This is a genomic window from Pseudoduganella sp. UC29_106 (genome assembly GCF_044055365.1).
In the GTDB taxonomy this organism is placed as follows: domain Bacteria; phylum Pseudomonadota; class Gammaproteobacteria; order Burkholderiales; family Burkholderiaceae_D; genus Rugamonas.
Window position 1 is genome coordinate 4,622,404 of the sequence record NZ_CP171977.1, and the last position, 15,546, is coordinate 4,637,949.

Annotated in this window: 8 protein-coding genes and 1 pseudogene; 3 read left to right on the top strand and 6 right to left on the bottom strand. The window is 65.6% G+C overall.

Features of this window, described 5'->3' with window-relative positions; translation table 11 throughout:
- Nucleotides 1-15 precede the first annotated feature (15 nt).
- The 6 genes and pseudogenes from ACHMW6_RS23150 to ACHMW6_RS23175 all read right to left on the bottom strand — a co-directional run bounded on the left by ACHMW6_RS23150 (nt 16) and on the right by ACHMW6_RS23175 (nt 13,059).
- Nucleotides 16-1,422, bottom strand: a complete 1,407-nt coding sequence (locus ACHMW6_RS23150) for an efflux transporter outer membrane subunit (RefSeq protein ID WP_395400258.1) — start codon at nt 1,420-1,422, stop codon at nt 16-18.
- Entirely contained in the window at nt 1,419-4,763 is a 3,345-nt protein-coding gene (locus tag ACHMW6_RS23155; RefSeq protein WP_395400260.1) for an efflux RND transporter permease subunit, read from the bottom strand. Before ACHMW6_RS23155 ends, ACHMW6_RS23150 begins: the two co-directional genes overlap by 4 nt.
- Nucleotides 4,760-7,868: pseudogene (locus ACHMW6_RS23160) on the bottom strand (efflux RND transporter permease subunit). Before ACHMW6_RS23160 ends, ACHMW6_RS23155 begins: the two are co-directional and overlap by 4 nt.
- Complete coding sequence (locus ACHMW6_RS23165) at nt 7,865-9,334, bottom strand: efflux RND transporter periplasmic adaptor subunit (protein ID WP_395400261.1); 1,470 nt, start codon at nt 9,332-9,334, stop codon at nt 7,865-7,867. Before ACHMW6_RS23165 ends, ACHMW6_RS23160 begins: the two are co-directional and overlap by 4 nt.
- Nucleotides 9,335-9,676: 342 nt before the next feature.
- Entirely contained in the window at nt 9,677-11,539 is a 1,863-nt protein-coding gene (gene sppA / locus ACHMW6_RS23170; RefSeq protein ID WP_395400262.1) for a signal peptide peptidase SppA, read from the bottom strand.
- Between the two features lie 32 nt (nt 11,540-11,571).
- Nucleotides 11,572-13,059, bottom strand: a complete 1,488-nt coding sequence (locus ACHMW6_RS23175) for a sodium:solute symporter (protein ID WP_395400263.1) — start codon at nt 13,057-13,059, stop codon at nt 11,572-11,574.
- Nucleotides 13,060-13,149: 90 nt separating this feature from the next.
- Between ACHMW6_RS23175 and dgt the strand changes: the two genes are divergently transcribed.
- From dgt to ACHMW6_RS23190, 3 genes are all read left to right on the top strand, one after another.
- A complete protein-coding gene (gene dgt / locus ACHMW6_RS23180; protein ID WP_395400264.1) occupies nt 13,150-14,361 on the top strand; it encodes a dGTP triphosphohydrolase in 1,212 nt (403 codons plus the stop codon).
- An 82-nt stretch (nt 14,362-14,443) separates the two neighbouring features.
- Nucleotides 14,444-15,253, top strand: a complete 810-nt coding sequence (locus ACHMW6_RS23185; protein ID WP_395400265.1) for a putative DNA-binding domain-containing protein — start codon at nt 14,444-14,446, stop codon at nt 15,251-15,253.
- On the top strand, nt 15,196-15,543 hold the full coding sequence (locus ACHMW6_RS23190; RefSeq protein ID WP_395400267.1) for a DoxX family protein: 348 nt from the start codon (nt 15,196-15,198) through the stop codon (nt 15,541-15,543). Before ACHMW6_RS23185 ends, ACHMW6_RS23190 begins: the two co-directional genes overlap by 58 nt.
- Nucleotides 15,544-15,546: the final 3 nt, after the last annotated feature.

Here is a 15,546-nt window from a genome sequence, read left to right on the forward strand (position 1 = left end):
GAGTCCATCCCATTGCTAACGGGCGTGCCAGCCCCCTCCCAGCGCCTGGATCAGTGCCACGGCTGCTGTTTGCTGGTCGGCTTGGGCCTGCACCAGGGCCCGACGCGCATTCAGCGCCGTGACCTGGGCCGTGACCACTTCGGTGTAGCTAACCTGGCCCGCCCGGTAGCGGTTTTCCAGCTGCTGCTCGACCTGGTCGGCCGCTTCCGATGCCACGCGGCGCAAGGCCTGCTGCTCGCCCAAGACGCGGGTGGCCGCCAGCTGGTTTTCCACGTCGGCGAACGCGCTCAGCACGGTCTGGCGATACTGCGCAATGGCGATATCGCGCCCGGCCCTGGCCTGGTCAACCCGAGCGCCGGTGGCGCCGGCGTTGAACACGGTCTGCGCAGCGGACAGGCCGAGCGCCCACAAGCTGTTTGATGCGCTGAACAGGCCGCCGACGGCGCCGGCCGCGTAGCCGCCGCTGGCGCTCAGGTTTAGGCTGGGGAAATAGGCGGCGCGCGCGATGCCGATCTGGGTATTGGCGGAAGCGACGCGGCGCTCGGCGGCGGCGATGTCCGGCCGGCGCTCCAGCAGCGTGGAGGGCACGCCGACTGGCACTTCCGGCGCCTTCAGAGACCACGCGGCCGGCGCCAGCGTGAAGTCGGCCGGCGCCTTGCCCAGCAGGACGGCTATCGCGTGCTCGAACTGGGCGCGCTGGCGCGTGACGGTCAGCAAGTCCGCACGGGCGTTGGCCAGCTGGGTCTGGGCCTGCAGCAGGTCCGACTTGGCGGCGATGCCGGCATTGAAGCGGTTCTGCGTGATCTGCTGCACGCGCTCGTAGCCGGCCACCGTAGTTTCCAGCAACTGCTTCGTGGCGTCAGCCTGGCGTAGCGAAATGTAATTGGCGGCCAGCTCGCCCTGCGCGGACAGCTTCGCCGCCGCCAGTTCCGCTGCGCTGGCCTGCGCGCTGGCCTGCGCTCCGCTCACTCCAGCGCGCAGCCGGCCCCAGATATCGGGCTCCCAGCTGCCGCCAATGTTCACGCGGTACTGGCTGGCCGTGCGGGTGTCGCCACCGCCGCCGGAGCGGTCGGCGCTGGCGTTCAGGTTCACGACCGGGAACATGGCGGCGCGCTGCTCGGCCACGATGGCACGCGCCTGCGCATACGATGCGGCGGCGGCGGCCACATTCTGGTTGTTCACTTCGATCGACGCGGCCAGCTCGTTCAGCACCGGATCGCCGAACAGTTCCCACCACGGGCCGCGCTCCAGCGCGTCGGCCGGGGCGGCGGGCTGCCAGCCCTGGGCTTCCTTGAAGCCGGCGGGCTGCGGCGTTGTCGGGACTTCGTAAGTAGGCGTCAGCGCGCAGCCGCCCAGGGCAGCGAGCGCCGTGCTGATGGCCGCTGCCGCTGCGGCGCGGCGGAGGATGGCGTGCTTGTTCATGTCGTTGTTGGTGTTGGCTGCGCGCCGCCTGTGCGGCTGAGCAGGTGTTCGTCGGGGCTGCGCTTGCGCAGCTTGTCCATCAGCACGTAGACCACGGGCGTGGTCAGCAAGGTCAGAAGCTGGCTGGCAATCAGGCCGCCGATGATGGCGATGCCCAGCGGCTGGCGCAGCTCCGAGCCTTCGCCGAAGCCGATGGCCAGCGGCAGCGCGCCGAGGGCGGCGGCCAGCGTCGTCATCAGGATGGGGCGGAAGCGCAGCAGGCAGGCTTCGCGCACCGCCTCGACGGAGCTGAGCCCCCTGGACCGCTCCGCCTCCAGCGCGAAGTCGATGATCAGGATGGCGTTCTTCTTCACGATGCCGATCAGCAGGAACACGCCGATGAGGGCGATGATCGAGAATTCCAGCTTGAACATCAACAGCGCCAGCACGGCGCCCACGCCGGCCGAGGGCAGCGTGGACAGCACCGTCACCGGGTGCACCAGGCTTTCGTACAGGATGCCCAGCACGATATAGATCACCACCAGTGCGGCCACGATCAGCAAGGGCTGCTGCTGGTTGCTTTCCTGCGCGCTGCGCGCCGTGCCCTGGAAACTGCCGCGCACATTGTTCGGCATGCCGATGTCGGCCTCGGCCTGTTTCACCGCTTCCTGCGCCTGGCTCAGGCTGAAGCCCTGCGCCAGGTTGAAGGAGATCGTAGTTGCCAGCTCGCCGTCCTGGTGGTTGACCGAGGTTGGCGTGGAGCTCTCCGCGAAAGTCGAGATCGCGCTCAGGGGGACCATGGTCGAGGCCGAGGTGCTCAGCGCATTGCCGGAGGATGCGTCGCGCGCGGCCTGTACGTTGTTGCTGGAGGTGGAGGCCGTCGTGCCCAGGGCGCCTGCCTGCGTCGTGGCGCCGCCTACCAGGCCGGCCGGCGCGCCGGCGCCGCTCGCAGTTGCGGACGTGCCACCGCCTGTGGCCGCGCCGCCCGAAGCTGCACCGCGCGCCGCGGTGGCCGTGCTGGCGGCCGCACCCTTGCGCGGCACATAGACGTCCCTGAGCGCCTCTGGACTCTGCGCAAACTCGGGCGCCACTTCCATCACCACCTTGTACTGGTTCAGCTCATCGTAGATGGTCGCCACCTGCCGCTGCCCGAAAGCGTTGTACAAGGCGTTATCGACATCCTTCACGGTCATGCCAAGCCGCGAAGTCGTATCCTTGTCGATGGTGACGAAGGTCTCCACGCCGTTGTCCGCCTGGTCGGTATCCACATCCACCAGCGCCTTCTGCGCCTTCATCGCATCGGCCAGCCGGCTCGCCCAGTCCTTCAGGTCGGCGCGGTTATCGCTCTTCAGCGTGTACTGGTAAGTCGAATTGCTCTGGCGGCCGCCCATGCGCAAATCCTGCACGGGATTCAGGAACAGGGACACGCCCGTCACCCGCTGCAGTTGCGGACGCAGGCGCGCAATCACCGCCTGGCCCGAATCCGTGCGTTCGGAAGCCGGTTTCAGGTTCACGAACATGAAGCCGCCGCCCGCGCGCGAACCGCCGGTGAAGCCGACCACCGTGGCCACGGCCGGGTCGCGCTTGATGATGTTGACCAGCTGGCGCAGCTTCTGCTGCATGGCCTGGAAGGAAATGCTCTGGTCGGCGCGGATGCCGCCATTGATCTGGCCCGTGTCCTGCTGCGGGAAGAAGCCCTTGGGCGATGCCGCAAACAGGTAGACGTTGAGGCCAATGACAAACAGCAGGATGGCCATCACCAGCCACAGCGAATGCAGGGCCCAGTCCAGCGAATGCTCGTAGGTGCGCAGCACGGCCACGAAAGCGCGCTCGAAGAAACGCGAGATGCGGCCAGCCGGCTTGTGGTCATGGCCCGGCTTCAGCAGCCAGGCGCACATCATGGGCGTGGTGGTCAGCGAAATCACCAGCGAAATCAGCACCGCGGCGGACAGCGTGACGGCGAATTCGCGGAACAGCCGCCCCACCTGGCCGCCCATGAACAGCAGCGGGATGAAGACCGCCACCAGCGACAGGCTGATGGACAGCACCGTGAAGCCCACTTCGCGCGCGCCCAGCAGCGCTGCCTTGAAGCGGTCCATGCCCTGCTCCACGTGGCGCGCCGTGTTTTCCAGCACCACGATGGCGTCATCGACCACGAAGCCGGTGGCCACGGTCAGCGCCATCAGGCTCAGGTTATTCAGGCTGAAGCCGAGGAAGTACATCACGCCGAAAGTGCCCAGCAGGGACACGACCGTCGCAATGGCGGGAATGATCGTGGCGCGCGCGCTGCGCAGGAAGGCGCTCACCACCAGCACCACCAGCGCGATGGAAATCAACAGCGTGATCTCGATTTCGCGCAGCGAGGAGCGGATGGAATTCGTGCTGTCCGAAGCCACTTCCAGCTTGATGTCCTGCGGCAGTTGGGCGCGCAGTTGCGGCAGCAGTTCGCGCACGCTGTCTACCGTTTCGATCACGTTGGCGCCGGGCTGGCGCGTGATCAGTACGATCACGGCGGGGTCGCCGTTGTAGAGGCCCAGGGTATTGCGGTTTTCCGCGCCATCGGTCACGGTCGCCACGTCGCCCAGGCGAATGGCGGCGTCGCCGCGCCAGGCCACGACCAGGTTGCGGTAATCGACGGCCATCGGGCGCTTGCCCGTTTCGCCGTGGCCGGAATAAATCTGCAGGCGGCGCTCATCGCCTTCCAGCGCGCCTTTCGGGCGGTTCGCATTGCTGGCCTGGACGGCCGCGCGCACATCCTCGGACGACAGCCCGTAGCGGTTCATCGCATACGGCAGCAGTTCCACGCGCACGGCCGGCAGCGAGCCGCCGCCGATCTCTACGTCACCCACACCCTGCACCTGCGCCAGCTTCTGCTGCACGATATTGGACACGGCTTCGTAGATCTGCCCCGGGCTGCGCGTCGGCGAAGTCAGCGCCAGGATCATCACCGGCGCATCCGACGGGTTGGCCTTGCGGTAGGTCGGGTTCTGTTTCAGCGTGGCCGGCAGGTCCACGCGGGTGGCATTGATCGCCGCCTGCACTTCGCGCGCGGCGGAATCGATCTTGCGGTTCAGGTCGAACTGCAGGTTGATGCGGGTCGATCCGCTGCCGGAATTGGACGTCATCTCGTTCACGCCCGCGATCACGCCCAGCCGCCGTTCCAGCGGGGTGGCCACGCTGGTGGCCATCGTGTCCGGGCTGGCGCCGGGCAGGTTAGCGCTGACCGAGATCGATGGGTAATCGACCTGGGGCAGCGGCGACACCGGCAGCACGAAGAAGGCCGCGATGCCCGCCAGCGCCAGCCCGATCGTCAGCAGGACCGTGGCGATGGGACGGCGGACAAAGGGCTCGGACAGGTTCATGGCTTGGCGCCCTCCCCTTGTGCCGGTTCGGCCGCGCCGCGCCGTTTGCGCCAGCGCTGGCCCATGCGGTCAAACGCCAGGTAAATCACCGGCGTGGTGTACAGCGTGAGCATCTGGCTCACGATCAGGCCGCCGAAGATGGAGAGGCCCAGCGGACGGCGCAGTTCCGCGCCCTCGCCAAAGCCCAGCATCAGCGGGATGGCCGCGAACAGCGCCGCCAGCGTGGTCATGATGATAGGACGGAAGCGCAGCAGCGCGGCCTGGTGAATCGCCTCCAGCGGCGGCTTGCCTTCGTCGCGTTCGGCCTCGATAGCGAAGTCGATCATCATGATCGCGTTCTTCTTCACGATGCCGATCAGCAGGATGATGCCGATGATGCCGATCACGCCCAGCTCCTGGCCGGTGATCATCAGCGCCAGCAAGGCGCCCACGCCGGCGGACGGCAGCGTTGAGAGGATGGTCAGCGGATGGATATAACTCTCATACAGCACGCCCAGCACAATGTAGACGCACACCACGGCCGCCAGGATCAGCCACAGCTGGTTGCTGAGCGAAGCCTGGTAGGCGCCGGAAGCGCCAAGGAAGGTCAGCGTGACGGAGGCCGGCAGCTGGATATCCTTGGCCGCTTCGCGGATCGCATCCACCGCATCGCCCAGCGCCACGCCGGGCGCCGCGTCGAAGCCGAGGGTAGTGGCCGGATACTGCGCCACGTGGGTGATCTGCAGCGGCGCCGCCTTTTCAGTCACGCTGGCCACGGCGGAAAGCGGCGTAGCCTTGCCGCTGCCGGTGCGGATCTGCAGGTTGCCCAGCGCATCGGGCGTGCTCAGGCCATCCTGGCGCGCTTCGAGGATCACGCGGTACTGGTTGGTTTCGGTGAAGATGGTGGACACGATACGCTGGCCGAAGGCACTGTACAGCGCGTCGTCGATGGCCGCTGCCGTGACGGACAGGCGCGAAGCCGTATCGCGGTCGATGTTCACATAAGCCGCCGCCCCGGTGGCGCCGGCATCGGACACCACATTACGCAACTCCTTCTTGGTCGCCATGCGCTCGGCCAGGCGGTTCGCCCACTGGGTCACGGTGGCGTTATCGGCGCCTTCCAGCGACACGCGGTATTGCGTGGGGCCGGATTCGGCGTCGATGGTCAGGTCCTGGGTCGGCTGCAGGTAGATCGTCACTCCCGGGACGGCGTTCACGCTGCGGCGCAGGCGCTCCATGATGTCGGCCTGCTTGTCGTGGCTTTCCTTCAGGTTGATCAGCATGCGGCCGGTGTGCAGCATGGAGTTGTTGGCCGCATCCACGCCGACCACGGAACTGAGCGACTGCACGTCGTGATCGTTCAGGATGGCTTGCGCCGCCTGCTGCTGCAATTCGGCCATCCGTGAATACGACACGGCTTGCGCGGTTTCGATGCGGGCCTGCAGCTGGCCCGTGTCCTGGGTCGGGAACAGGCCTTTCGGGATCAGGATATAGAGCAGCGCGGTCAGCGCCAGCGTGGCCAGCGCGATGATCAGGGTGAGGCCCTGGTGGTCGAACACCCATTTCAGGCTGCGGTCGTAGTGATGGATCACCTTGTCGAAGCCACGCTGGATGCGCGATCCGAGGCTGCCGGGCGGGTCGTCGTGGTGGCTTGTTCAGCCAACGGCCGGACATCATCGGCACCAGCGTCAGCGAGACCACGGCCGAAATCAGGATGGTGATGGCCAGCGTGACGGCGAATTCGCGGAACAGGCGGCCCACCACGTCGCCCATGAACAGCAGCGGAATCAGCACGGCAATCAGCGACACCGTCAGCGAGATGATGGTGAAGCCGATCTGGGTGGCGCCTTTCAGCGCCGCCGCCATCGGCTTCTCGCCTTCCTCGATGTAGCGCGAGATATTCTCGATCATCACGATCGCATCGTCGACCACGAAGCCGGTGGCGATGGTCAGCGCCATCAGGCTGAGGTTATTCAGGCTGTAGCCTAGCAGGTACATTACGCCGAAAGTGCCGATCAGCGAGATCGGCACGGCCAGGCTGGCGATCACGGTGGCGCGCAGGCTGTGCAGGAAGAAGAAGATCACCAGCACCACCAGCACCACGGCCAGGATCAGTTCCATTTCCACGTGCTTGACGGAGGCGCGGATGCCGGTGGTGCGGTCGCTCAGGATGTCCACCTTCAGCGCGCCGGGCAGGCCGGCTTGCAGCTCCGGCAGGCGGTCCTTGATCGCGTCCACCGTGGCGATGACGTTGGCGCCGGGCTGGCGCTGCACGTTCAGGATGATGGCCGGCTTCATGCCGGACCAGGCGCCCAGCTTCACGTTTTCCGCGCTGTCCACCACCTGGGCCACATTACTCAGGCGCACGGGTGCGCCGTTGCGGTAGGCGATGATCAGGTTCTTGTAATCGTCGGCCGTGACCAGCTGGTCGTTGGCATTGATCGAGAAGGCGCGCGTGGGGCCGTCGAAGCTGCCCTTGGCGCTATTGGCGTTGGCGCCGGTGATGGCGGTGCGAAGGTTATCGAGTCCCAGGCCGTAGCTGGCCAGGGCTTGCGTGTCGGCCTGGATGCGCACGGCCGGACGCTGGCCGCCGCTCAGCGTGACCAGCCCGACGCCGGTGACCTGGCTGATCTTCAGCGCCAGCCGGGTGTTGACGATGTTCTGCACTTCGGTCAGCGGCATCGTGTCGGAGGTGATGGCCAGCGTGAGCACGGGCGCGTCGGCCGGATTGACCTTGGCGTACACCGGGGGCGCAGGCAGGTCGGTCGGCAGCAGGCTGGCGCCGGCGTTGATGGCGGCCTGCACTTCCTGCTCGGCCACGTCCAGGGTTTGGCCGAGGCCGAATTGCAGGGTGATGATGGAGACGCCGGCGGCGCTGGTGGAGCTCATGCGCTGCAGTCCGGCCATCTGGCCGAACTGTCTTTCCAGCGGAGCGGTCACGGTCTGCCCCATCACTTCCGGGCTGGCGCCGGGGTACAGCGTCTGCACCTGGATGGTCGGGAAGTCGACCTGCGGCAGCGCGGACAGCGGCAGGAACTTGAATCCAACCAGGCCGGCGAGGACGATCGCCAGCATCAGCAGCGAAGTCGCTACCGGACGCTGGATGAACGGCGCGGAGGGGCTCATCGCGCGCCGCCTCCCTGGGCTTGTTGCGGCTGCGCGCTGGCCGATCCTGCCCCTGCTCCGGCCGCGGCTCCGGCGGCTGCGCGGTCGCGCCAGCGGCGACCTTCGCCGGCCGGCGTGGCGGCGTCGCCGGACGCGTTGGCGGTTGCATCGGGCGCAGCGGCTGGGCCGCCTGCGGTGGCGCCGGCGCGGTTGCGGCGTCCGCCGGGGCCGCCCTGTCCGCGCTCGGAGGGCAGCATGACGCGGGCGCCATCCTTCAGACGGTCGGCGCCCTCGGTGATCACCTGCTCGCCCACATTCAGCCCGCTGGCAATCTGCACCTTCTCAACGGTCGCCTGGCCGCGCGTGACCATGCGCAGGGACACGGTCTTGTCCGAATTCAGCACATACACATAATCGCCCGTGGCGCCGTGACGCAATGCCGTCACCGGCACCATCACGGCATCCTTGACCGTGCGCAGCTCCAGCCGCACATTGACGAACTGGGACGGGAACAGGCCGAACTGCGCGTTGTCGAAGCGCGCCTTCGCCATCACCGTGCCGGTCTGCGTGTCGACCTGGTTATCCAGCGCCGAGAAGCGTCCTTTTTCCAGCAGGTTCACGCGCGTACGGTCAAAGGCCAGCGCGGACAGCGAAGCGCCTTCGTTCATGCGCTTCATCAGCTCGGGCACGCGGTCCTGCGGCACGGCGAACTCCACGTCGATTGGAGACAGCTGGGTGATCACGGCAATGCCGCCCGAATCGCCCGAGCCCACCAGGTTGCCGATATCGACCACGCGCAAGCCCACGCGGCCGCTGATCGGCGCCACGACCCTGGAGTAGCCAAGATTCAGCCGCGCCGTGCCTTCATTGGCGCGGTCCGTCATCACGGTGCCCTGCAGCTGCTTGACCAGGGCCGCCTGCGTGTCCACATCCTGGCGCGCAATCGAGTCCTGGGACAGCAAGGTCTGGTAGCGCTCCAGGGTGAGCCGGGCGTTTTCCAGCTGCGCCTCATCGCGCTGACGCTGGCCGGTGGCCTGCATCAGGGCCAGCTCGAAGGGACGCGGGTCGATCTGCGCCAGAACCTGCCCCGCCTTGACCATCTGGCCTTCCTTGAACAGCACCTTCTGCAGGATGCCGGACACCTGCGGCCGCACGGTCGCCGTCGCGGCGGCAGTGACGGTGCCGAGGGCGTCCAGGGTCACCGGCAAGTCCGACTTCTCGGCTGCCGCCACGCCTACGGTGCTTGGCGGGCCGCCGCGGCCACCACGGCCGCCGCTCCGCCCGCCTGCCCCGCCCGGTCCACCGGCCCCAGGGGCGCCTGGCGGGCCACCGGCAGCGCCCATCGCGCCCGGTGCGCCCGTTTCGGCAGAAGGGTGTGTCAGGTACCAGGCCAGCCAGCCCAGGCCGGCCATCGCAGCCAGCGCCAGCAGGCCGCCAATAATCTTCGTGCGCCGGCTCGGGCGGCGTTGGGCGGATGGTGAGTCCATTACTGATCCTCTTATTATTTGGTGTCAGAATGACTCTATCACGGCCTATTTCCGGCAATGCGTCACGGTGGATACAATTGAGACACGGCAACTCAGCAAAAAACGGGTTCGCGGGGCGGAAACAAAAACGCCGCCAGTGATGGCGGCGGCGTTCAGTGTCATACTCGCTTACAAACTTGATACAAATCTCCTGGCCGGACGGGCCGCGGGCGGCGCAGCGGCGGATCAATGATCCGCCTACAGCCCCTGCGGGGCCAAATCAGATGCGCCGGAGATTGGCGGGCCAACGGTCCCGATGGCGCCCCCGACGCGTAGGGCGGATCATTGATCCGCCGTGTTAGCTCAGTCGGGCGAGCTGCAGAGGCAATGGGTCAGGGCCATGAAGGGCTTGCGCTGGGCGGTGAGGTCGTTCAGCCAGTTCAGGTCCTGGGCGACATCCCTCGCCACGCCCAACGGCATACCCGTAGGCAACAAGGCCAGCTTCACTTGCTCGCTGACCACCTTGGCCGTCGACCCGCCAAAGAACTCCACCAGCCGCTCGAAGCGCGAGGTTTCGCGTTCGATGTAAACGATTCGAGGCTCCCCCTCGATCTTCGCGCGCCGCGCAGCCGAGCGCAGCGCATCGCCATAGCTGCCCAGCGTATCGACCAGCCCGCGCTCCTTCGCCTGGGCGCCCGTCCACACGCGGCCCTGGGCCACGGCATCGATCTTGTCCGGCGTCGTATTGCGCGCCTTGGCGGCCTTGGACGTGAACTCGGAATACGTATGGCTGATGGCGCCCTGGATCACCTGCCCCAGGCGCGGGTCCATCGGACGCAGCGGGTTGACCGCATCGCCCAGCCAGGTCGTCGTCTGGCCGGCGGTGTGGATGCCCAGCTTGTCGATCACCTTGTCCACGGTCGGGAATAGCGCGAACACGCCGATCGAGCCCGTGATGGTCGCCGGATCGGCAATCACCTCGTCGGAAGACATCGAAATCCAGTAGCCGCCGGAAGCGGCCACATTGCCCATCGAGACCACCACCGGCTTGCCGGCAGCGCGCGTCAGTTCCAGTTCGCGGCGAATCAGTTCGGAGCCGAAGGCGCTGCCGCCGGGCGAATCCACGCGCAGCACGATGGCCTTGATGCTGGAATCCTCGCGCGCCATGCGAATCAGCTTGGAGGTCGACTGGCCGCCGATGGCGCCCGGCGCAGCCACGCCGTCGCCGATCTCGCCCACCGCCATCACCACGCCAATGGCATCGCCCGTCAGCTTCGGATGCTGGCGGGCCAGGTAATCCTCGAAACTTACCTGGCGGAAGGACTTCACGGCCGGGTCGGACTCGCCCAGCTTCAGCATGCGCTCACGCAATTCGTCCTTGGTTTTCAGGCCGTCCACCAGCTTGGCCTGCAGCGACACCTTGGCCAGGTCGCCATCGGCGTTCTTCACCAGCTCCGGCAGGTTGTTGATGGCCTTCATCAGCGCACCTTCCGGCAGCTTGCGCGCCGTCTCCACCTGCTGCGTATAGCGCGCCCACAGGTCATTATTCAGATAGGCATCCGCCTCGGCGGCCGCCTGCGACGGGCCATTGGCGATGAACGGCTCGGCAAAGCTCTTGTAGGTGCCGACGCGCATGACATTGACGGTCACGCCCACCTTGTCCAGCGCATCGCGGTAGTAATTGCGGTAGCGGCCGAAACCATCGAGCACCACAGCGCCCATCGGATGCAGGTAAACTTCATCCGCGTGAATGGCCACCTGGTACTGGCGCTGGTTATAGCTGGAACCCCAGGCCACGACTTTCTTCCCGCTGGCCTTGAAGCGGTCCACGGCGCCGCCGATTTCGCGCAGCATGGCCTGGCCGCCGCCACCCATTTCATCCAGCACCAGCACGGCGCCGGCGATATGGGGGTCCTTGGCGGCCGAATCCAGCACATTCAGCACATCGCGCAACTGGATCGACTTGCGCGCATCGCTGCCGCTCAGGTTTGCCAACAGCGCTTCGCGCGCATTGCCGGCGGACTGCTCAACCAGCGTGCCATCCAGGTTCAGCACCAGCATGGTCTTGTCGCCCAGCGGCTTCACGCCGCCGCCGAAGATCAGCACCAGCAGGGCCACCACGATGATCAGGAAGATCAGGTTCAGGGTGAAGCGGCGGGTGCTGTCCACTGCATTCCACAGCCAGGTGAAACCGCTGCGGACATAGGAAAACACGGATCGGGACATCAATACTCCTGGGTGAGATTAATATTCATTCATCACTGTACCGCACTTCCGCTGACAACGGCATCCAGCGGTTTGCTGCGTTCCGGCGACGAAATCAGGAACAGGCCGCCCATCACCAGCAGTCCGTTGACGACAAGCAGTTCAAGACCCAGGCGATAGCCGCCAAACAGCAGGCCTTGATAGTGCTCAATCAGGGCGCAGACCAGCGGACCGGCCAGCGCGATGGCGGGCACCCACCGGTCCTGCACCCTGCGCTTGCTCAGGATGCCGAAGGCAAACAGGCCTAGCAGCGGGCCGTAGGTATAGCCGGCCAGCTTCAGGATCACGCCGATCATGCTGGCGCTGTCGATCCATTTGAAGACCATTACCAGCACCAGGAACAGCGCGCAGAAGCCCAGGTGCACGCGATGGCGGATGCTGGTGCGCTGCGCTTCCTGCAGGTCTTCGCGGCGCTTCAGGCCCAGGATATCGATGCAGAAGGAGGACGTGAGCGCGGTGATCGCGCCGTCCGCGCTGGGGAACAGCGCGCTGACGAGGGCGATAAAGAAGATCATCTGCACGGCGGCCGGCAGGTGGCCCATGACCACGGCCGGGAAGATCTTGTCGCCGGTGGCGGCTATGCCGGCCTGCGGCGCGTACAGGTACAGCAGGCCGCCGAGGAAGAGAAATAAAGTCAGCACGCCGGTCAGGATGATGGTCAGCGTGACCATGTTTTTCTGAGCGCCGCCCAGGGTCTTGACCGAGATATTCTTCTGCATCATTTCCTGGTCCATGCCCGTCATGGCGATGGTGATCGCGGCGCCGGCCAGCACCTGCTTCCAGAAGTAGTTCGGGCTGTCCACGTCCATCGTGAAGATCTTCGACAGGCCATGCGCTTCCATCTGCGCCAGGCTGCCCGCCAGGTCCAGCTGCATCTCATTCATCAGGAAGACCACGCAGGTCACGAGGCCGAGCAGCATGCCGGTGGTTTGCAGCGTGTCGGTCCAGACGATGGTCTTCACGCCGCCCTCGTAGGTATAGAGCAGGATCATCGCCAGGATGATCAGGTTGGTGAGCCAGAACGGCACGCCCAGGCTGTCCAGGATCGTCGCCTGCAGAATGTTCACCACCAGGTAGAGGCGCGCCGTGGCGCCCAGCGTGCGCGAAAGGATGAAGAAGGCCGCACCGCTCTGGTAGGAACGGCGGCCCAGGCGCACGTCCAGGTAGTGGTAGATCGAGGTCAGTTTCAGGCGGTAGTACAGCGGCAGCAGCACGAAGGCCACAGTGAGGTAGCCGAGCACATAACCCAGGGTGATCTGGAGATAACCAAAACCATCCTTGCCGACCGCGCCCGGCACGCTGATGAAGGTCACGCCGCTGAGCGTGGTGCCGACCATGCCGAAGGCCACCAGCATCCAGTTCGAGTTCTTGTTCCCGATGAAGAAGCTGTCGTTATTGGCATTGCGGGAAGTCCACCACGCCACGCCGAGCAGCAGGCCAAAGTAAGCGAGGACTACGAGAAAGAGTGAGACTGGTGACATTTTTTCATCCAACGTGAATTCGAATCCGCGTGCAATATACACCTTTGGCACAGCGGCTCGAATAGAATGCCAGCAAACCTAAGGACAATCATGTATTCAGACGACACCATCGCCTTCGCCAGGGAACAGGAAACCCTCGTGCTGCCACTGGAGTACCGCGTGCACGCCCAGTCCGACGGACGCGGCGCCGGCCGCGAGGAATGCATGCGCGATTATGCGCGCGTGCTCTACTCCGCCTCCTTCCGCCGCCTGCAGGGCAAGATGCAGTTGCTGGGCGTGGACGCCAACCATTTCAACCGCAACCGGCTCACGCACAGCCTGGAAGTGGCGCAGATCGCGCGCTCGATTGCCGCGGACCTGGGCCTGGAGCGCACGGTCGTATCCGAAACCTGCTCGCTGGCGCACGACATCGGCAATCCCCCCTTCGGCCATTACGGCGAGAAGATCCTGAACGAGCTCGCGGCCGATGCCGGCGGTTTCGAAGGCAATGCGCAAGCCTTCCGCATCCTGCGCACGCTGGAAAAGAAGCACCACGCCTATGCGGGCCTGAACCTCACGGTGCGTACGCTGTTCGGCATCACCAAGTACTTCCAGCGCCGCGATACGCCCACGGTAAAGAAATTCCTGTACGACGATGACTACGATTTTCTGACCAGCGAGCTGGCCAGGCATGGCATCACCGTTCGCAAGGGCATCGACGCCCAGATCATGGACCTGGCCGACGAAATCGCCTACGCCGCCCACGATGTCGAAGATGCGCTGAGCTTTGGCATCATTACCTGGGGCGAGATCCTGCACGAGTTCAGGATCAGCAAGGAATTCGCCGGCGCCTTCGACCAGTTCTCCGCCATCGCCCACCATGCGCACGAAGAAGCGCTGAAGTGCGAGGCGCAGGAAAGCTCGGAAGAATATTCGATCGTGCTGCGCAAGGAGCTGACTTCGCAGATCGTCCATGAGCTGTGCCAGGATATCGGCGTGGTCGACGGCCAGCTGGGCTACCGGACCAAGGCCCTGCTGGCGCGCGGCCTGAAAAGCCTGCTGTGGCGGGCCATCCTGCGCAAGAAGGACGTGCAACTGTACGAGAAGCGCGGCGAGAAAATCATCCGCGGCCTGTTCGAAGTCCTGAGCGACAGGCAGTACAACCGCAACGGCATCCTGCTGCCGCCCGAGATCCGCTGCCTGAAGGATAGCCGCGAGCGCCTGGTGATCGACTATATCGCCGGCATGATGGATTCCTTCGCCGCCCAGGAGTACGAGAAGTACTTTGGCCAGGGCAGCCTCGATGTGATCTATCGGAAGTAGTTTTTGTTACTACTTCCGGGGGAGGCGCAAGGCGCCGTCTTGCTGCAAGATCTCACTGGTATTGTTAACCCGGGAGATCGTTATGGATACTTCTTTGCCCCAGCTCCTGAACACCCTGGAGGCCACTTATCCGCGCGTGCGCGCCTGGCTGGGGGAAGAACGCTTCGAGCGGGCCGCGATCCGGCACCTTGAACACAACCCATCCTACGCGTGGACACACGATGCCTGCGCCGACGATTTCAGCCTGACCCTGAACGAACTCTTTCCCGACCGCCCCGCCCTGCTGGAACTGGCCTGGATCGAGCGCGCCGTGGACAACGCCTTCGTGCCCCATGATCCGTGGCCCGTGATGCCTTGCGGCCTGGCGGCCATCAACTGGGATACCGTGCACGTGCGCCTTGCGCCATCACTGGTGATTGCGCCGGCCACGACCAATGCAGCCGACGTCTGGTCGGCGCTGGCCCGGGGCAAGCCCAGTCCGCGTGGCCGCATGCTGGCGGAACCCGCGGGCCTGCTGGTCTGGCAGCGCGGCTATGTATCCTGCCTGCGCGGCGTGGATGCGCTGGAACTGGAAGCGATCAGCTGCGTGCAGAGCGTCGGCAGCTTTGCCGGCCTGTGCGCCATGCTGGCCGGGCGCGTTGGCGAAGAAGACGGCGTGCAGCGCGCCATCGGCTTGCTCGCCCACTGGATCGGCGACGAACTGGTGACCGCCCTGCAGCATCCCCACCAGCTGAACTGGGGGCCCCCTTGCCGACAACAGTCACCATTCCCACCCGCAGTCGTTCCGCCTGCCTGTTGCCGCAGGCGCTGTTGCAGCTGGTGGCGCGTACCGCCATGGCGGCGGTATTCCTGGCATCCGGACGCACCAGGGTTGAAGGGCTGGCCACGCTGAAGCCCTCCACCTACGCCATGTTCCGCTTCGACTATCCGCTGGCCTTTCCGCCGGAGGTGGCCGCGCAAACGATTACGCTGGCCGAGCACCTCTTGCCAGTGCTGGTGCTGGTGGGCCTATTCACACGCGCCTCCGCGCTGGTTCTGCTGGGGATTACGCTGGCCATGGATGTCTTCATAGCACCGGATGCATGGCCGACCCACCTGACCTGGGCGGGTTTGCTGCTGACCCTGGTAGCCCACGGCGGCGGTCCGGTTTCGCTTGACTACGTCCTGCAGCGCAAAAATTAGCAA